Annotated in this window: 14 protein-coding genes and 1 pseudogene; 6 read left to right on the top strand and 9 right to left on the bottom strand. The window is 33.8% G+C overall.

The genetic code is table 11. From position 1 onward, the window contains the following. Positions 1 to 252: 252 nt before the first annotated feature. From ACFELV_RS03635 to ACFELV_RS03655, 5 genes and pseudogenes are all read right to left on the bottom strand, one after another. Positions 253 to 3,720, bottom strand: coding sequence for a hypothetical protein (locus ACFELV_RS03635; RefSeq protein WP_375326794.1), 3,468 nt, complete (start codon positions 3,718 to 3,720; stop codon positions 253 to 255). A 36-nt stretch (positions 3,721 to 3,756) separates the two neighbouring features. Beyond that, on the bottom strand, positions 3,757 to 6,198 hold the full coding sequence (locus ACFELV_RS03640; protein ID WP_375327501.1) for a VirB4 family type IV secretion/conjugal transfer ATPase: 2,442 nt from the start codon (positions 6,196 to 6,198) through the stop codon (positions 3,757 to 3,759). Between the two features lie 31 nt (positions 6,199 to 6,229). After that, positions 6,230 to 7,513: a serine--tRNA ligase gene (gene serS / locus ACFELV_RS03645; protein ID WP_375326795.1), complete on the bottom strand. Its 1,284-nt coding sequence runs from the start codon at positions 7,511 to 7,513 to the stop codon at positions 6,230 to 6,232. Beyond that, a pseudogene (tatC, locus tag ACFELV_RS03650) lies at positions 7,491 to 8,244 on the bottom strand (twin-arginine translocase subunit TatC). The gene serS and the pseudogene tatC overlap by 23 nt, the downstream one beginning before the upstream one ends. Positions 8,245 to 8,347: 103 nt before the next feature. Further along, entirely contained in the window at positions 8,348 to 9,043 is a 696-nt protein-coding gene (locus ACFELV_RS03655) for a CvpA family protein (RefSeq protein WP_375326796.1), read from the bottom strand. 210 nt (positions 9,044 to 9,253) lie between these two features. On the opposite strand from ACFELV_RS03655, the gene ACFELV_RS03660 reads away from it, so the two are divergent. Next, positions 9,254 to 9,826, top strand: coding sequence for a YqgE/AlgH family protein (locus tag ACFELV_RS03660; RefSeq protein ID WP_375326797.1), 573 nt, complete (start codon positions 9,254 to 9,256; stop codon positions 9,824 to 9,826). 51 nt (positions 9,827 to 9,877) lie between these two features. Continuing rightward, positions 9,878 to 10,780: a TerC/Alx family metal homeostasis membrane protein gene (locus ACFELV_RS03665; RefSeq protein WP_375326798.1), complete on the top strand. Its 903-nt coding sequence runs from the start codon at positions 9,878 to 9,880 to the stop codon at positions 10,778 to 10,780. A gap of 40 nt (positions 10,781 to 10,820) precedes the next feature. On the opposite strand, the gene ACFELV_RS03670 is transcribed toward ACFELV_RS03665, so the two are convergent. Next, a complete protein-coding gene (locus ACFELV_RS03670; RefSeq protein ID WP_375326799.1) occupies positions 10,821 to 12,215 on the bottom strand; it encodes a sodium:solute symporter in 1,395 nt (464 codons plus the stop codon). Between the two features lie 408 nt (positions 12,216 to 12,623). On the opposite strand from ACFELV_RS03670, the gene ACFELV_RS03675 reads away from it, so the two are divergent. From ACFELV_RS03675 to ACFELV_RS03690, 4 genes are all read left to right on the top strand, one after another. Further along, entirely contained in the window at positions 12,624 to 13,070 is a 447-nt protein-coding gene (locus ACFELV_RS03675; protein WP_375326800.1) for a division/cell wall cluster transcriptional repressor MraZ, read from the top strand. Positions 13,071 to 13,176: 106 nt separating this feature from the next. Then, the gene (gene rsmH, locus ACFELV_RS03680) at positions 13,177 to 14,142 is read left to right on the top strand and encodes a 16S rRNA (cytosine(1402)-N(4))-methyltransferase RsmH (RefSeq protein ID WP_375327502.1); all 966 of its coding nucleotides are present in this window, start codon (positions 13,177 to 13,179) and stop codon (positions 14,140 to 14,142) included. 38 nt (positions 14,143 to 14,180) lie between these two features. Beyond that, the gene (locus ACFELV_RS03685) at positions 14,181 to 14,585 is read left to right on the top strand and encodes a hypothetical protein (protein WP_375326801.1); all 405 of its coding nucleotides are present in this window, start codon (positions 14,181 to 14,183) and stop codon (positions 14,583 to 14,585) included. A 30-nt stretch (positions 14,586 to 14,615) separates the two neighbouring features. Next, positions 14,616 to 16,292, top strand: coding sequence for a peptidoglycan D,D-transpeptidase FtsI family protein (locus tag ACFELV_RS03690; protein WP_375327503.1), 1,677 nt, complete (start codon positions 14,616 to 14,618; stop codon positions 16,290 to 16,292). Positions 16,293 to 16,522: 230 nt separating this feature from the next. Here the strand turns inward: ACFELV_RS03690 and ACFELV_RS03695 are convergent, their stop codons facing one another. The 3 genes from ACFELV_RS03695 to ACFELV_RS03705 all read right to left on the bottom strand — a co-directional run bounded on the left by ACFELV_RS03695 (position 16,523) and on the right by ACFELV_RS03705 (position 20,133). Further along, on the bottom strand, positions 16,523 to 17,062 hold the full coding sequence (locus tag ACFELV_RS03695) for a hypothetical protein (protein ID WP_375326802.1): 540 nt from the start codon (positions 17,060 to 17,062) through the stop codon (positions 16,523 to 16,525). Positions 17,063 to 17,326: 264 nt separating this feature from the next. Further along, positions 17,327 to 19,126: an ABC-F family ATP-binding cassette domain-containing protein gene (locus ACFELV_RS03700; protein ID WP_375326803.1), complete on the bottom strand. Its 1,800-nt coding sequence runs from the start codon at positions 19,124 to 19,126 to the stop codon at positions 17,327 to 17,329. Between the two features lie 89 nt (positions 19,127 to 19,215). Beyond that, positions 19,216 to 20,133 carry a hypothetical protein gene (locus tag ACFELV_RS03705; protein ID WP_375326804.1) on the bottom strand — a complete coding sequence of 306 codons (918 nt, stop codon included), beginning with the start codon at positions 20,131 to 20,133 and terminating at the stop codon, positions 19,216 to 19,218. Positions 20,134 to 20,191 lie beyond the last annotated feature (58 nt).

The following is a 20,191-nucleotide window of genomic DNA, read 5'->3' on the forward strand; positions in this document are numbered from 1 at the left end:
TATAGTTCGATTGACTATGTATAACTCTTCTAATCGTTAAAGGTTATTAAGAAATATTAAAGCTCTTTTTATAACTTATTTCTAATATAATTATAAAAAATATAACAAATTGCTTAAAAAATATTAAGACTGTAGTTTTAATACACACTTTAAGATTCTTTAGGAATGCAAGAAAATATTAAATAACTTAGATTATGGTTAAGGGGATGGAGCAAGGGGTAGAATAGATCTACTTCCCTTCTAAGGTTGCGGTTATTTGAGCTTATATTTCATGGTTAGCTTTAAGTTTTTACTATTTTTTGTCTTGATACAAATTTTAATATTATTTGAGTCATTAATTAATTGAGATAATATATTAACGTCGACAAGAATCAATCTCTCGTCCTTGCTAGAAGTTAAGCCGTAAATTGTGTGATTATTGAGTGATATTAATAGATGTGTGCCCTCGAAATAATTATTGATATTATCACCTAGTGTAAAATATTCTAGTGCATTTATATTTATATCAAAGTCGTAGCTTAAACATAATGGACTTGCTAAATTGTTGGTTAGATCTAAATTTTGAGCTCCAGCTCGGTCACCTACTGAGATAGTACCTATCTTTGTTGTTTTATCATATTCTTCCTTATGAGGGAAATTTGGATACAAGGCATTACGGGTAAATTTAGACTGCAGGCCATTCACTAAATAGACGGGCTGACAACCTGCATATGGAGGTAACGTCTCCCATTCTACTTGCGGGGGTTGGTGTTGCAAATCTGATATACAATAACGTTTAAGGGAAGCCGCAGATACAAAACCAGCCTGACATACACCGGTAGCTTGTTGCCCTATCTTTGTTTCAGGCCAGGTAGCATTACCGCTATCAGAGGTTGGGGAAGTAATGGCGTTACAGGTAGGGACAGGATATGGTACACATAAACCTAACTCTAAAAGAGTCTTGTCTCTAATTGCCTGTGTTTTTTTATCATAATTTGGAGTACCCTGTGAAATATTCTTGATATCATAATTTGGAGTACTCTTTAGAGTACCCTCTAGAGTATCTACTGTAGTAGCACCTTGATACTTTAAAGTAAAATTTTGACCTTCCTTATTGATCGGTATGCCTGATGAGTCAGGGGTAAACCTATCAGGCGTAATCCTATCTTTCACATCCACTGAAATTTTGCATATTTCTGTGCCAGGATGAATATTATTTTCATAGCATACTACTGATCCACATTGATAGATTGTTACGCTATTCTTTTGTTTCTCCCCATCTAGAGATTCTAATACCTTGCAACCAGGTTGGTTTTTGCCTTCTTTAAGATCTGGATTGCATATTCTAAGAGCTGAGTAGCTTTTCATAATAACTTCAGAGAAAAAGTGATCACAATCAACTATATCTGCCTCAAGGAGTTTAGTTAATACACAATTAGCTTCTTGAGGGGGATTACTATCAGGATAATTACCAGGAGTACATTTGACCATATCTTTTGGTTGTAAACAAGCATGTGTACCTCCTTGAATATATTGACCATGTTTATATTCCAATCCGGTTAAATAGCGTCCAGCCTCCATAGGTCTCATTGTTTGGCGGTCAATAGGAATTTTGTTACCTTGAGATCCTTCATAATCTCCGTACCTGGTTAATGGATTTAATACATGTGTATCCAACGAAGAAAAAGGTATAGCAATATATTTGCTGGTATCGTCAGAAATAAAAGCCATGAAAGAAGAGAATTGTAGACCAGCTAAATTTATTACTTTTTCTGTGGTACCTGGTAGTAGTTTAGGGATAGTATTAACCGTTAAAGGGGCCACAACTCTACTGGTAGAATTAATCTTCTTACCGTCTTTACCTAATACTTCTAGTGCTGCAATAAATTCAGGAGTAAAATACTTCTTAGTGCTGCATTGCAATTTAGGATCAGGCGAGTTATCACACGGGTAAACTTTCATTACATAGCCATCTAACACTCGTTTAGCACAACCCACTAGCTCCCCGTCTTCAGAAACACAAATTGATTTTGGGTCTCGCGGAAGAGAGGGGGCGATGTCAGGATCTGGTAGAGTATTTCTAGCAATCGCGACAGCAAAATTTCTAACAACAGGCGCAGCTATATTACGGTTGTCTTGAAGAGATATTCCAGTTTTTTTCAAAGATAGTATATCATATGGGCCTTCTGTCGGAGGAAAAGGAAGGGGTACATCAATGAATTCGCCAGTATTGACTCCCCATACTAATTGACAAGCAGTTTTCCCTGATGCCTCACTACTATTACAATCTACTAGATCATCAACATAATAATCATATTGTTTAATAGTATCGCCTATTTTCTGGCCATAGACTACCCGGAAACCATCTTGACAGCCGATGTCTGGAGAGGTAACACTGCATTTCAAAGGTATTGTGGTTTTAACACAAAATCCACTTCCGGTTGTGTCTGGGCATGGTTTGATAGTATCACGTTGCTCCGTTTTATCGTGGGTATCTTTAGGAGATAAGGAGGAGGGAGTTATTGTTACACATTGGTCAGTTTTGGGAGAATCTATATTTGCGTCCTTACAAAGAGGCACTAAATTATCAAGACTAATACGTACTACGTTATTAATGATATTATTATTAAGGCGTGATACTACACACGGGTCCTGAGAATTTTGCTTGAATTTGCCATCTGCATTTTTTTTACTACATATAGGGCTAATAGTAGGAGTAGGAATAATAAACTCTAAGGTAGGGCAATATGGAGGAGGGTAGGGGCCAAGAGGTATTTCAACGCACCCAAGTTGTTCATCTTCTACCACACTATTTAATGACCCGATTTGTTGTAATAAAGCTTTTACCACGAATTTAGCCTTCTCAACAAGCTGTCCTATAGTCTTGAGTATAAGTTCTAAGACCTTAATGTTTGGTACCTTGTCGGCACCTGTTGATTCTAATAATTTGCCTAACATTTCTGCTATGTTTGGAGTTCCCTCATCAAATAACCAGACCAGTACTGCTATTACAGGGTGTAAGGTGTTTGTTTTATGGAGAGGTTGACTATTTGGATTCCAATCTAGTAGATCTGTATTGAAGCCTTTCTCTGATAGAATATTGACTAAACCAGGATCCACGTAAGCACATAATTTTGGTTTGTCAAAGTTCAATACATTACCCTGCTCATCTTTTATTGTTAAGTCAGGTACCTCGGCTCCAAACTCATTTAAATGTATTCCTTTGGTATAACCAGGATCTGCGGGTATTGCTTTTTTATGGAATTCGTCAGGAGGAACGCTGGGCATTGCAACGCGAGCGCAAATTCTTAGCAAAGGTATAAGATAAGGGCCAGGCCATAATACACACTCGCCATCCCATTTTAAAGTGGTAGAGTTGCTCCAGCAAGCAAAGGCGTCACAGCTGACAGCTCTGATATTAATTTTTGGGTTGAAAAAGGTGCTATCAGGTGTTTTTTGAGCGCAATATTGATGATAAAATCCAATACCTGGCTGCGGCATTTCATATTTCATTAAGCAATTATCACTGTCTCGCCCTGCTTCTTTACCCCAAGGTGCACATATACGGTTGAGTTTTACGTTATATCGAAGATTGTTCTGATTCCATTTTTCAGTGATTGGATCACTACCACAATTACATAGATCTGTAACACATTGAGCGATGTCATCCCAAACTGATGATGAATATGCAGAAAGAGAATAGATCAATAAGAAAAACGCTAGATAATATTTTTTTAGCACGTATTAGTCCTCTTCTTATTTTAGACCATATGGTGATTAACCTTGGTCTAATTCTCTATATAATGGGTTAATCCAATCATCAGGATGACCAGGGTATTTTTCTAATATTTTTTGGTATATTTGTATTTCTGGTTCTCTACAGGATAAAATTTTAGTGATTCCACTTAAGCCCCCAATACTTAACTCTAAAGCAACAGTTTGGTCATTTTGCTTCATTAGGAACATTCGTGACACAACAGAAAATTTCGATAATTTGTTTATTTCTGAAGCGTTTAATTCTAAAATTTTTTCTAAATATTCAGATCTTATTTCTGAAGGTAAAATTATTTTAGTATCCATTAAGTTTAACCAGCTTTGTAAAGCGTTAGGCTTTAGAAATTGTAGATATTCAAAATTAAAGTTACTAATTAAAATGCCGTTATTTTTAAATAAATTTTCTGAAATCATGGGGGATATGTTAACAAAACTTTCTGGTTTATACAAGGATTCTACATTATCAATTGCCAAGATTTTTGGTTTTTGTCCTATAAGAGTTAAATGATAATTTAATGCATATATTAATCCTGCACATAAACTTTTATGGCGTTCTAACTTTAGAGCGAATATATCGATCAGTTTTCGGTCTTGCGGATAAAAACGCTCAGTAAAGGATTGGTCAGTAAAAGAATATAAATTAAACCCTATTACCCCAGACTCCCGTACTAGAAATTTATCATTATTAAACACCTTATCATATAATCCACCTGCTTCATAATCAGATAATTTAGATTTGATTAGGGTGCCGCTTTCTGTAGAAAAATCTATCTGCTGTAAAATTACCGTAAAATCACGGTCTTTTTTATCTATACTATAAATCTTATCAATAATTATTTCTAAAAAATTTAATTCTGCGTCTAGGAGAGGAGAAAAATTGTTATTACAAATAATTTTTAAAAATTCTCTAATAAAATTTCGGGATTCAGGAGTGTCATCTACTAAGAAAGGGTTGATTAAATGGTGATCTTGGTTGACCCATGTCCCTTCAAGGGCTTCAATAAAAATCCTTGAGTGATCATTATTGCTAATATAAACTATGGTTGGATTATATTTAGTAGCTTCAGAAATTAAAAAATTTGTTAAAATAGTTTTACCAGTGTTCGGTGTACCAAAAATACATGTATTACCTCTATTACTGTCTTTATTATGGAAATTCATAAAATAAGGGGTGCCTTTTTCTGTCCTTAGTAATGTAACTGCGCGGCCCCAAATATTTGTATGTGCACCTGTAGGAAAATTATGTAGTGACGCTAAAGCTGCGGTATTATCGATAATAGTGGGGGCCATCCTACGAAGGTAGGAAAAATTACCAGGAAGCTGAGCCCAGAATGTTTGTTCTAAATTTATATCTTCTAGGATATGGACGATACCAATTTTGGAAAGCTCCCTAGATGCTTGGGCAACTGACCTATCTAATTTCTCTAGGTCTGAAGCAATGATAGCAATAGAAATTTGTTGTTTGCAAAATTGATTAGAGAGGAGATCATCAAGATTCATTATTTTATCTAGCCCCGTAATTTCTGCCAGTTTCTCATCTCTACTTACTTGTAGAATATAGGCTTGCTCTTTAAAGTGCTTAGTTACTTCTTGTTTATCAACAAAGTAAAATATTTCAGTAGCAATTAGTTCTACCGGTATCTGTAAAAAGCTGTCTAGAGCAGCTGATGATACTTCTTGGTATTCTTTTATAGAAATGATGGAAGCAAATTTTTTAGGATGGTGTTGACTGATAACTTCAATTTTATCGCTCCCAACTGCATACTGATTTGAGGCTAATATTTGCGATAAATTAGCAATTGGTACTAACGAATATTCTTCATTAAGATGGATAATTCTATGATATACAAACATTAGATCAGAATAAGATTCTTCCTCTTCAAAGATAATTCCTAATTTTACTGCTCCAAAATCTTGTAAATCTGCAAGCATGGCATTTACTGTGCTGTTTAATTTGATAAAAACGCTATCCAGATAGTTGTTTTGAAACTCTACTATTTTGTTAAAAGATAAAGAAGTAAGAAAAGTGCCAAAATTTGTCACCTTCAGTTTAGCGGAGTCGTAAATTATGGTTATATATAAAGTGTTAATAAATTTATCATCCCAAAAATTTTTTTGCTGCCATAAATTATGAATATTAGCAGATAATAGCGTATTATAAGGAGCTGGGTCATCCAAATTAATTTTACGTCTTACAGTATGTATCCAAAAAGCAAAATTATTACCCTTAATATTTTTTTTGATCGCATTACGCACTACTTCACGTAAGTTAAACAATTTGCTACTTATATTTTCTGAATTAATACCATTTATTTGGATAGTTTGCAATAACTCGCCATTTTTAGTTAGTAAGGTATCAGCATTATAGTGACAAGCAATTGGAATAAATTCTTCAGCAGCATTATTGTATAACGCCTTATCAACTTTTCTAGAATTTTGAGTTATCGTGAACACTAATTATACCTAATAAAAATTTTTACTCTTTACAATTATGAATTTTTTTTGTTCCTCCCATATAGCTTATCAAAACCTCTGGAATAGTGATTGACCCATCGGCATTTTGATAATTTTCTAATATCGCAACTATTGTACGCCCAATTGGTAGGCCTGAGCCATTTAAAGTATGAACAAAAGTCATGTCCAAACTGCCAAACTCTTTATATCGTGCTTTCATTCTGCGTGCTTGAAAATCTCCACAATTTGAGCAGCTAGAGATTTCGCGATATAATTTTTGTCCTGGTAACCATACTTCTATATCATAGGTTTTGTTGGCAGCAAACCCCATATCCCCAGTACAGAGCAGCATAATTCTATATGGTAAATCAAGCTTTTTTAGCAGTGTTTCTGCAGCATTAGTGATATATTCATGTTCCTGTTTGGATTCGTCCGCGGTAGTAATGGTGACTAATTCAACTTTACTAAATTGATGCAGGCGGATCATACCTCTGGTATCTTTGCCACTGCTTCCTGCTTCAGACCTAAAGCAAGGAGTATGTGCAACATAACGAATCGGTAATTCTTCTCTAGCAATGATAGTATCAGCCACCATATTCACCAGAGAGACTTCACCAGTAGGAATAAGTCTATAATCATTGACCGTTTCAAACGAATCAGTAGCAAATTTTGGTAATTGTCCGGTATTATACATAGCAGTTGAGCGTACTAGTGATGGCGGAGATAATTCGGTAAAATCGAACTCTTGAGTATGGGTATCCATCATAAAGTTGATTAAAGCGCGTTCTAGCCGCGCTAGATCTCCTCGTAGGGTGACAAATCGGCTACCAGATATTTTGGCAGTATTAACAAAATCCATCATTTCCAAATTTTCTCCAAGCTCAAAATGTTGCTTAGGGATAAATAATTTAGGAGTAATTTCTCCAACTGTTCTAATAAGTTTATTCATGCTTTCATCAGTACCACATGGTACATCATCATCAGGGAGATTAGGGAGTAACTCTAATATATTGTGTAGTTCCTGGTTACTATTTAATTTTGAATGTAATTCTTCTAATTTTTCATTAATATCGTCTACATCACGTTTCATTGTCTCAAGGTCGTCAGTCGATTTGTTAACCATAATACTACCAAGTTCTTTTGATTTTTTCTTGCGTGCATGCTGCAATTGCTGAATTAAATTAGTTAATTGACGTTTATTCTCATCTAATTTAGTAATTTGATCAGACATCGGAGGAATACCGCGTTTAATCAGTAAATCATCAAATTTTTGTTTGTTTTCTCTAATCCACTTTATATCTAACATTGGGTTCCTCGGTTTTCTACAAGTTTACACATAATAATTGACACCTCATATAATAAAATCATTGGTATTGCAAGGGCAAACTGGCTTAATATATCCGGCGGCGTTATGATTCCTGCAATAATAAAATTAATGACAATCGATAATCTTCGTTTGTTACTTAAATCTTTAGCTTGTAATATTTTTAATAAATTCAATATTAATATGATAATTGGTAACTGAAAAGCTATACCAAATGCAAGGATTAATTGAATTACTAAATGTAAATATTCACTAATTTTTGCTTCTAGTATTATTGGAACAATAATATTATTATTTTCGAAGCTTAGAAAAAATTGCCATGCTCGCGGCATCACAAAATGGAATACAAATATACTACCACTCCAAAAGAGGATAGGAGACATCCCCAGTAAAATGGCAGCATATTTTTTTTCATTATTATATAGGCCCGGTCTGATAAATAAATAAAATTCTAGCGCAATAAGTGGCATAGTAAGTAATAATGCAAAAAAAGCTGCTAGTGTGATATAAGTAAAAAATGCTTCAGTCAGACCAGTGTAAATAATTTTTCTGGTACTATTCTCACTTAATCTAGCAAGCGGTTCTAATAAAATATTATATATATTATTACTAAAATAATAGCAGATAATAAAACAAATAGTGAAAGCCAAAAATATTCTAAAAATTCTAGTTTTTAGCTCTGAAAAATGCTCTATAATAGTATAAGACTTCATATATTATCTCGCATAGTAAGTTGATAGGCATTTAAGCATGTAACGATAAAATAGTCATAACGGTACCAGTTATCTTGAATTGATTATAATCTTTTTAATCTTTTTAATCTTTATTATCTTTTCTGTCTATAAGCATTTCGTCTAGCACTTGATTGAGCTCTTTCATAATGTGCATATTTTTAGGGGTGGAATTCTTAGGAAAGTGTGGTTTTTTAGGCACATTCTTAGAATCAGCTTTTTTGGAGTGATAAGGTAATTTAATTAATTCTAACCGGTGTAAAGGTAGAATATCCATCAAATTTTTACTTATTGTATGAAAATAAGGGGTCGTAGCAGAATTTTGCAGCCAATTTGGGTACTTATCTATAGTAGCATTTTGGAGAATGTCTGTTAGGGACTTGGTTTTGAAAGAACTATCAGCAAAGAGAATGACTACAGTCTTGAATAATAGTAAACCGATTATAGTTCCTCTAAGGAAACCAGCAGTAAGTCCAAGAGTTCTATCAATCATCCCCCCTCTAATAACAGATACTATTGTAATAAATTTACTAGTTACTAGACTACATATTATTAAAGAGATAATATAAGAAATAATACCAGATACGATTTCTAAAGTTATAGAATCACCCAAATATTTAGTAATAACTTTAGTGAGGTATGGGGAGAAAAAATAAGTAATAATAATTGAGCATATAAACCCTAATGTACCAATGATAAGTTTTATCAGGCCACCATATAATCCTAACAAGGAGGAAGCAGTAATTATGGTTAATATTGTGAGATCAAACCAGGTGAGCATATCTTGCTTTTTTTGATTAAATAGACTTCTTTACCTCTTGCAGCCGGACATTTATATTTTCGGTAAGAATTTTTTCAAAAAATCTACTAAAAAATTTGTCAACACAACCTAAAATTTTTCTATTGAATAGAGAGGATTTTATATTATATATATCAACAGCTCATGTTATATGAAAAATTATAATAATATTTTGAAATTATAATAGGCTTTATGCGCGTCAATGATAAGATTTTTGATAATTTATCTGGTAAGGTTTTAATATCTACCCCTTATATGTTTGAGGGTATATTTAATAAATCCCTTATTTATATGTTATCTCATACTGAAGAAGGTGCTATGGGTTTGATATTTAATCATTTAGTTAATCAAATAGAGGTTAAATCATTTTTTAAAATAGTAGATGATCAAGTACCAAGCAATATTGTAATGCCTATATATTTAGGCGGACCAGTAGAACATGAACGTGGGTTTTTTCTACATTCTGATGATTATGATAAAAATTTATTGTTAAAATTTCAAAATCACTTAGCTGTTAGCTCTAATCATAAAATATCTTATGATATTGCTGCGGGGCAGGGGCCTAAAAATAGTCTATTTATTATTGGCTATACTTCTTGGAAAGCCGGACAGCTCGAAGCAGAACTTAAAGATAATTTATGGATAGTGCTGGATACTGATAAAGAATTCATCTTTGCTGATAATCCTGAAAATAAGTGGAATAATGCTTTAGAAAAGCTCGGTATAAAAAAATCTCATTTTACTTCACGTGTCGGTAATGCTTAAATAATATACTCAATGGAGTTCAAGAATTGGGATTAATTATAGGAGACGAGAGTGGGTTGGCTAATTTTTACTATTATAATCGTAGGATTATTAATTCATGATCTAGGCTTTACTCATAAACACAATACGGTAATTACTTTTCGTCAAAGTATTTATTCTAGTCTGTTCTATCTAGCTATATCCTGTGCCTTTGGCATGTTTATTTTCTTTGATAGTGGGAGCGAGAAAGCTCTAGAGTATTTCACTTGTTTTTTTATAGAAAAAGCCATGTCGTTGGATAATATCTTTGTTATCTCAATGATTTTCCAGTTTTTTTCTATCCCTTTAATGTACCAACATAGAATATTATTTTTGGGAGTGCTAGGGGTCCTATTTTTTAGAGGAATAATAATTTACTTTGGTATAGTAGCGATTGCTCAATTCTCGTGGCTCTTATATGTGCTGGGAGGAATACTTATCATTACGGGTGTTAAAACATTTTATGTAAGTAAAGAAAAATTTAATATCAGGCAATCCTATATTTATCAGTTTTTACAGAAATATTGTAATCTTACTGATACAGTAAGGGGTTATAGATATTTTGTAATACAAAATGGGCAAGTAAGTATCACCCCTATCTTGGGGTCTTTAATAATTATAGAAGCAATGGATGCAGTGTTTGCTCTTGATAGTATCCCCGCTATATTCGCTATTACTCATGATAGCTTTATAATATATACTTCTAATATTTTTGCGGTATTAGGTTTACGTAATTTGTTTTTTTGTTTAGCTAACCTTATAGAGCGTTTTAAGTATCTAAGATATTCTCTAGCAATTATTTTAATATTTATTGGAGTTAAAATATTTGTGATGCATTTCATTAATATCTCCTCTTACTTCTCATTACTGGTAATTATTATGCTGTTAGCGGGCGGTATAGGGGTTTCACTATTTATGGCGAGAAAGAAAAGTTGAAGTGTATGATAATTATGCCACTACCTATAAAAATATCAGATTAATGAGATAACTTTACTCTTTTCCATATTAAACCTATACAAGATATCATTAAACTTGCCATAGTGCCAACAAATACTCCCCTGACTCCATACCACTGTCTACCCCCCAGATTTTCCCACATAAGAAAAGTGATGCTGCCGATACTGCCACTGATAACCATCATAAATGTTGATATAGTAATACCGAATAGAGAAAATATTAAAGGAATCAATATGATAGGGCCCCAAAATCCTGTAATAAATACTACTAAATCAATTACATTATTAAATTTTAAAGAAATTATTATGGCAATACTGCCAATTAGCACATTAGTAATTCGAGCAATTATTAATAAGCGCCCTTGGTCTTGTATTTTTAATAAAGGGTTTAACAAATCTTTTATTAAAGCTATAGTCGTGATATTTAAATCAGAATCAGCAGTAGACATCACTGCTGCTAATAATCCAATTATAACAATTCCTTGTAATCCTGCAGGTACTACCTGGCCAATAAGATAAGGAAGAGCAAGAGTAGAAGTTTGATTAGGAAAGAGATAATAAGCAATTAACCCATTGATAGTAACAAATACTAAGAATACGGCATATATAGCAGATTTTATATATATCGCTTTGCTGGTTTCTTTTGAATTTTTATTCATTAAGGTTCTTTGAATGAAATGGGGATATAAATTCATTACATAAAAACCCAGCATCGCGGTGATGGTGTTGAGAAGTAAAGCATTATCAAAGCTATGATTATGGAAAAGATATACTTTCTGGGGAGGAATCTGTTGAAAGAAGTTAAGAAACCCAATCTCTTGGAGGCCACATATTGCTATAATCGGAATAGCTATTATCATGGCAAAAAACTGTATTAGATTAGTAAATATTATTGATTGTATTCCGCCTAAAGTAGTATAGATGATAACAATACCGTAACTTAGTATTACTCCTTCTATATAGTTAATGTGTAATAAATATTGGAAAATATAACCGCTGACGCTTATTTGTGCTCCCACAAAACCTATAGATACAATAATAGTAGTAAGACCTGCAATAAAGCGTCCTAGCCTTCCATAATGTATAGCCATTATATCCCCTATACTCTGAGCCCCGTAATGTTTGATGATTTGGGGTACTAGGTAGATAGCTATTAATATATCCACTGGTATAGCAAGTATTAAACCATATGTATACGAGATATCTCCAGAAAACGCTTTTTCTGATAGTCCAAAAGTGGTAGCTCCGCCAACAGAAGATGCAAAAATAGTGGCGATTAGGAATAATTTATTATTGCTAATATTATTTCGGATATTTGCATAATTGGTAAAGCTAGTAAGCTTTGATTTATTATATATACCTACAATAAGTAACAATATTAAGTATGAAAATACCATGATAATGTCAATAGTCATCTAACCTCAGTTTTGCTGCTATTTTCTGCTTTCAGTTATATACCACTAGTTAATAGTTAGGTTTTGTGAACAGAACCTAGATTTCCTACGGATTAAGAGCAGAGTATACGTTAAATAACCGGTGCTAGCAATTAATATAGTGCATTGATTTGTCTGCGGTTTCTTATAATTTTGCTCAATAAAGCGCCATTTGATGCTTCTATATCACTCCCTTGTAGAAAAAATATAATTTATTCGAGAGCTATTTGAAAATTCTTGACTCTATAGTTGTAGTCTAATATCTTGGAAATACCATATAATCCCATTTTATCCCAAATTTTACCAAACTTATATTAAATGTATTGTAGCGTTATTGGGAAATATTAAAAGCTTAGACTGACAAAAGGCCCGTACCAAATAAAAATATCGATGAGTATTTTTTTATCTAAATATATTAATAATCTTGATAAGAAGGGACGGGTGTCAATACCTGCGAGTTATAGGTCCATTTTGGAAGAGCAGTCATTTAAGGGGGTTATCGCTTACCCATCTTTTAGGAATAAATGTGTTGAGGCGTGTAGTATCAAAAGACTGGAAGAGTTAAGCCAGATAATTCAGACTCTGGATCCATATTCGGAAGAACGTGATGCTTTTGAAACAATCATTCTAGGGGAAGCGGTGCAACTTACCTTAGATAGTGAAGGAAGGGTAGTATTACCCAAAGCTTTGGTAGAACATGCTAATATCACAGAGCAAGTGTGTTTTGTAGGTAAAGGGTTGATTTTTGAAATGTGGTGCCCTCAAAATTTTGAAGTATATCTGGCTGCTGCTAGGAAGATCGCTCAAGGTAATCGTTTAACTTTAAAAAATATTTAAGAAGATGGGTCACAACTTGTCAAATAGTTTAAAGCATTTAGCTACAAAACGCCCTAAGACTAAATTATATCAGGGGAATTCACTACACGATATAGAAAATTTGCAGATTGGAGAGCCTAATTCTGGGCAGCAAGATCACAAGGAATTACGCCATATACCAGTGATGCTAAATAAAGTTAAGGAATTTTTACAGCCTAATGATCAGGGTAATTATTTAGATTGTACTTTTGGTTTTGGGGGCTACAGTAGGATGATACTTGAGGCTTGTAATGGCAATTTAGTAGCAATTGATAGGGATCCAAATGTTAAAATTTATGCACAGCAGTTAATCAACGATTATCCGGGTAGAATGCAATTTATTCAGTCAGATTTTGCAGGTAGTGTTATTAAATTAGGGTCGGCACGATTTGATGGCATTGTCATGGATTTAGGAGTGTCTTCTATGCAACTTGATTCTAGTGACAGAGGTTTTTCATTTACTCATGAGGGACCCCTTGACATGCGGATGAGTAGTAGCGGTTATAGTGCTGCAGATTTTATTAATAATGCTACTGAGCAAGAAATAGCAGATGTTATCTATCAATATGGCGATGAAACTTATTCCCGGAAAATAGCTCGCAAAATTATTGAGCAGAGACAGCAGGAAGCTATAACTACCACCTCAAGGTTAGCAAGCATTGTCCATAGTACCATAGGTCTTAGGCGAGGTAAAATCGATTCTGCGACTAAAACTTTTCAGGCGCTACGCATTTACGTTAATGATGAATTAGCTCAGTTAGAACAGTTCCTTAATAACTGTAAAAATATTTTAGCCAAGAGGGGCAAATTAATTATTGTATCTTTTCATTCTCTAGAAGATCGCATCGTTAAGAATTTTTTTAAAGCCAATTCCCCTAAATTGGTAGCTTACTCTAAATATTCAGTCAAATCCGAACAAGATCAAAGGGAGAATAGTAATAAATGGCTCAGAATACTGACAAAAAAACCATTAAGCCCACCATTAAGTGAGATCATCAACAACCCAAGGGCCCGCTCTGCTAAATTAAGAGTTGGACAAGATATAAGAACCTAGAATTTCTTAATGCCGATATTTTCAAGGAGAATTGTATCATGATGTTAATTAGGATAATAAGTTATATAGTGGTAATTATTATAGCTTTAGCTATTTATGGTTTATTTTCTATTAAAGATAAAGTTGCTAGCTTACATTATCAGGTTAGTACAGTTTCCAAACAGCTAGTAGAAGAGAATAATATGTTACATATCTTAAAAGCAGAACAAGCATATCTGACCTCGCCAGTTAGACTTAGAAAATTAATGTTATTATATTTGCAATTAGATAATATTAAGGTGGCCCAAATGGTTAGTGATCCTTTATCTCGCGTCGCGACTAAATATGTCATTGCGGTGCCACAAGATCTACAATATTTGACTAAAACCACTACTAAATGGCGCTATAAAACCCATAATAATAATAGATATATTAAAACGGTGTCTAGTAAGAAGGTGGAATAATCTATGCAGATTACTAATTTAATGTTTGTTATTAAAAATATTTTAATAAAAGTCACTAGAAATTTTAGCGATATTATTTTGTGGGATGTTTCGGTTGACAATATAAAAATTAGATTATTAACTGTTAGTGGGTGTTTTGCGTTATTTTTTTGTGGCTTGTCATACCGCTTAATAATGATAGCCACTAGTGATTATGTAAAACAAACTGAGTATTCGATAAAAAATACATTTCGTAAGGAAATCATAGATCGTAATGGTACTTTATTAGCTGTAAACTTACCTTCTGCGTCTCTCTATGTCAATCCTCAAAAAGTAATTAATCCCACACAATGTTTAGACAAATTAACACAAATTCTACCTAAGCTTGATCAAGCTAAGTTACTTGCTGACCTTAAAACCGATAAAACTTTTGTATGGGTGCAAAGAGATCTATTACCAAAGGAACAAGAAGCAATAGCCAATTTAGGGATGCCGGGCTTTGTATTGGAGCAGGAACAAAAACGAGTTTATACTTTTTCTAACCTGCTATCGCATGTAATAGGATATGTTAATAGGGATTTGGTAGGTATAGCAGGTTTAGAGCGAGCCTATGATCAGTTTTTGACTAATTCCGACCCCGATAGAAGTAAAGAAGATCAACTGAAAAAACCTTTAGAATTAACTATAGATGTGAGGTTACAGAATATTTTAAATGAAGAGATAGAGCGTACTGCTAAGGAATTTAATGCTAAAGGAGCAGTAGGCATAATTGCTAATCCTAATAATGGCGAGATTCTAGCATTTGTGAGTAAGCCGGATTTTGATCCCCATTATCCTAATTTCGCTAAACCAGACGAATTATTTAATATGGCAAGTCTTGGAATATATGAGATGGGTTCTGTCTTTAAAGCTTTAACTATGGCAGTAGCATTTGATGTTAATTGTATCACGATGAATGATGCTTATGATACTAGCTATCTGCAAGTAGGGGGGTTTAATATAAAAGATACTCATTATATGCCAGGTTGGCATAGTGTTTCAGAAATTTTTCTACATTCGTCAAATATAGGAGTTACTCAAATTATTTTTGAGGTTGGAAAGAAGCAGTTTAAGGAATATTTAAAGAAATTAGGTTTATTAGATCAACTGAAGATTGAGGTTCCAGAAAGAGGTACACCATTATTTCCCTCTGATAAAAGATGGAGCGATCTGACGACCGCTACTATGTCTTATGGCTATGGTTTATCAGTGAGTCCTTTACATTTTATCCAAGCAGTAATCCCGGTAATAAATGGCGGGATATTGTATGAGCTTAGCTTAGTAAAAAAACCTAGAGACAGGATTATGGGGACACGAGTTTTTTCTGAGCGAACTTCTAAGCAAATGAGACAGTTATTTCGAGCAGTAGTAAAAGAAGGAACAGGAGCACGAGCTGAGGTTAAAGGTTATTTAGTGGGTGGTAAAACGGGGACAGCAGAAAAACTATCTTCCGGGCCTGGTAAAAAAAGGTACCTTAAAAATAGTAGAGCTTCATCATTTTTAGGAATACTGCCCTCCTATAATCCTCAATACGTCATATATATTATGTTTGATGAACCAAAAGGTACTAAAGAAACATTTGGATTTGCCACTGCTCGGTGGACGGCTGCGCCTACGGTTGGAAGAGTTTTGGAAAGATTAGTATCGTTATATGGGATAGAGCCTATTTATCAGGGGGAAGAATTATAGAAGAGCTATACTCGATGAAATTTAAGAATTGAGCTCTATCGTGCCTAAAGATTTGCGGTGCTCACGTACTAATATGCACGCTGTGCTCCTCGGGCTTTGGCACTTCTAGCTCTTCTTGAAGTTGACCTTCGTATACTAACTCTTCAGGTACGAGCAGCATACCTATATATTGCTCCAAACATCAAGATAGTGCCGGTACGCAACCTTGAGCTCATATGAGACAAAACCAATTATTTTGACATGCCCAACTTGTTTTTAAGTTGCTTCATTATAGGAACGCTCTTATTTGGGCTATTTGATTTTTCTTCTTTCATCTTTTGCGGCAGATCTTTCTCCTCAGCTATCTTAAGCGCTGCTGCTTTTATCTTCGCTATGCTATTTCTGCTCTCTATAGATGTTTTAATATTTACAAAATGTGCTGCTACCTCCTCAGGGATCAGCTTTGTTTTTAATTCAGGGTCTTTCTTTATGGCCTTCTCTATTGTGGTTTGCAATTCTCTCAATTCCTTATAATCGTCCTTATCCTTCTGATCCATCTTATCTCTTAGGACCACAACCTGAGTACTAACTCTGTTGTATAGTTCACGCTTTAAGTTTGCATGTCTTTGGAGAGCTTGATCTTTGGGAGATGCCACTGCTAGTGCTTCTGCCTCTTCTAATGATATATAATGAGGATGTGACACTGGTTTAAGAGTCTCCTTTAATTGCTGTAGGAAATCTTCGAAATTTAGGATTTGTGGAAATTTTTCCCCTAATTTGGGTCCTGGCATTACTACTCCACTGTTTTTATTATTTAGTGACTAAATATCTAATAGAATTGTCTTCAGATTAATATTAGCGCATAAATTTAATAATAATATAACGCACAGCTATTTAAAAATTGTTTGTACTAAATTAGTATATAAATTAATAAGTAGTGTTACATTTATATTAATAAATTTAAACTAATATCAAACAAAGCCCAATGAATTAAGTTGTATGAAGGTTTAAAAGAAGGTATAAAAACAAAGCTGAAAGAGAAATGTTCCTAGATCCTAGTTGAAGCCTTCAATCTCTAGCCACTGGTTTAATAACTCTTCAATCTTTTTTCGAGATGTGGCGAGCTCTATGCTGGCTTGATTAAATTTAATAGGGTTAGTAGAAAATAATGAATTATCACTTAATATTAATTCTAAATTTTTAATCTTTAATTCTAAATCATCTATTTCTATTGGTATTGTTTCAAGCAGTCGCTGATATTTATAGGATAATTTTTTAGCTTTGCCCTCTTCTTTAAGACTAACCTTGATAGGGTAGTTGCCTAATTTTACTGCTTGTTTAGGGGGTAAATCTTGATGCACTAATTGACGATAATCTTCATAACTACCTGCTATATCAATAATTTTGTTATTAGAGAAAATTAAGGTTCTAGTGACTAGTCTATATAAAAAATCCCGGTCATGACTGATTATTAATAATGTGCCAGGGTATTCTCCTAGAATATCTAATAGGATCTCTAAACTATCCATATCAAGATCGTTGGTTGGTTCATCTAAAATTAGCAAATTACCAGGATTAATTAGAGTTTTAGCTAAGAGCAGTCTACTAGCTTCTCCACCCGATAAAGTTCCGACTTTATTCGTTAGAAGCTTAGGGTCAAACATGAATTGCTTTAAATATCCGGCAACATGCATAGTTTTATTAGGTAAGAATACTTGATCTCCGCCTGTAGGGCATAGTATTTGTTGTAATGTATGGTGATGGTTTAAGCAGGCTCTATGCTGATCAAAATAAGAGATCTCTAATTTAGTACCATGTATTACTTTCCCTGAGAGTGGAGCAAGTTGTTTGGTTATTAATTTAATCAAGGTGGTTTTTCCTGAACCATTTGCTCCAATTATTCCTATTTTTTCCCCTTTCTTAACCCTAAAGCTAAAATTATCAATAATTTTGGTTTGAGGGTAATAAAACGATACGCTATCCAGCTCTATGATGAATTTACTTTTACTAGCATCTTCAATATTATCTATTTTGACCCTTTGTTTGGATAGTGCTAGCTTGCTGGCTTGCTGCTTAGCTATTTCTCGCAAGTGCTTTAAGTCGGCTAGTCTTTTTTGATTTCGTTTACGCCTGGCGGTGACGCCAGTTTGGAGCCAATCATTTTCTACTCCTAATTTTTTATTTAACTTTTTTAAAATAACTTCTTCTTGTTGAATAATTGTTTCTTGCCATTCTTCAAAATATTTAAAGCCTTTATCTGACTTTCGTAAATTTCCTCGATCAAGCCACCAAATTTTATTAGTCACATTGGTTAAAAAGGCTCTATCATGGCTGACGCATACAATGGCTCCGCTATAAGCTTTGACATATTCTTCAAGCCATTCTATAGTTGAGATATCAAGATGATTAGTGGGCTCATCAAGTAGGAGAATTTCTGGTTCTGCTACTAATGTTTTTGCTAAGTGTGCTCTTCTAATTTGTCCCCCTGAGCATGTAGATAAATTACTAGACTTATCAAGTTGTAATTTCTCGAGGATAATATTAATTTTATACACGTGATCAACGTCATTTTCTGTAAATTGATCTAGCACGAAATCATAGATAGGTAAGTTTAAATTAGGCTTAACTTCCTGATTTAAATAATTGATTGTGGTACTAGAATCATGAAATAATTCGCCATTATCCAGTTCATAATTTCCTGAAATTACCTTCATTAAACTAGATTTACCACAGCCATTTTTTCCAATAAGGCAAATTTTATCTCCTTGATAAATATAAAGTGTCAGGTTGGATAAGATCGCTTTATCCGCAAAACTTAAATTACCATTTTTAATGTAATAAATAGGGGGGGACATGGTTAGAGAATGATTAATTTATTGAATAATAGATTGATATTGGTAATGTGGACCTTGAGCCGGTACATAGGATCCCATATATACTAAACCTATGTTCTACCGCGTGTTTTATTAGCACTATGTCTAAGATCAGCTCTTGATGATGATATTTTATTAATACCGTCTTCTCGTAGCATGATACTGGGAGGTATTTTGTCTAGTGCCCTCGCAAGTTGCTTAGGAAAGATTAGATTCTTAACGGCTTTGTGCAGTTTATCTCGCGTCTCTTGCGTCTTTTGAGAAATAGGAGACTTAGATGACTTGATTACTTCCCATGTACAATTTATAACTTCTTTTAACTTTTGCCAAATAGGCTTATTTATATACTGGAGTTGCTTTTCCCACCATTTATCTATCTCTTTTACATAAGTGTTCAGGATCTGCTCTTGTTGAGTAATATTGTTCTTGTTTTGCCCGATAGCTTGAACCATGTGATTAATGAATGTTGTAAATTCTTTGCTAATTGTACGCCCTACTTCTTTTTGAAAGAATGGTGATATAGCAATATTGTTAAACTCGGATACTGTAGAATTAAGTATATCTTGCCTTTCTACCCTGCGCTTTTCTTCGTGCTGCTCATGATCAAACTCATATTGAGTGGGACCCCATTGTGGTATGTCCGCTTTTAGTGGGTTTTCAATTCTATCAATAATCTTAATAATTTCTTTATAATGAGCTTTTGGCATATTTTTGTGAAATACATCAAGTAATGACTGTTTTAGCTCTGGATTATGCGACCATAATGTAACAAAATGGCTTAAGGAATGGCGTAATATCTTCTCCCACCTGTCTTTAATGTGAGAAGTAGAAAGTGTCTGCGGTAGAGCCGTTGCTTTCTTAATCAGTTCTAGCGTGTGAATTGCTTCAGTTAATAATACCGCATCATACTTTGCATTATGAGTCAATAAAATAGTTTTTATCTCATTCTCAAATGTATTTTGTGATTCTAAGATATTATCTTCAGACATTTAATCCTCATAATTTTAATTGTTGATATTCAATTACCAATTCTTAAAAGGTGATTAA

This window comes from Candidatus Tisiphia endosymbiont of Nemotelus uliginosus (assembly GCF_964264835.1).
In the GTDB taxonomy this organism is placed as follows: domain Bacteria; phylum Pseudomonadota; class Alphaproteobacteria; order Rickettsiales; family Rickettsiaceae; genus Tisiphia.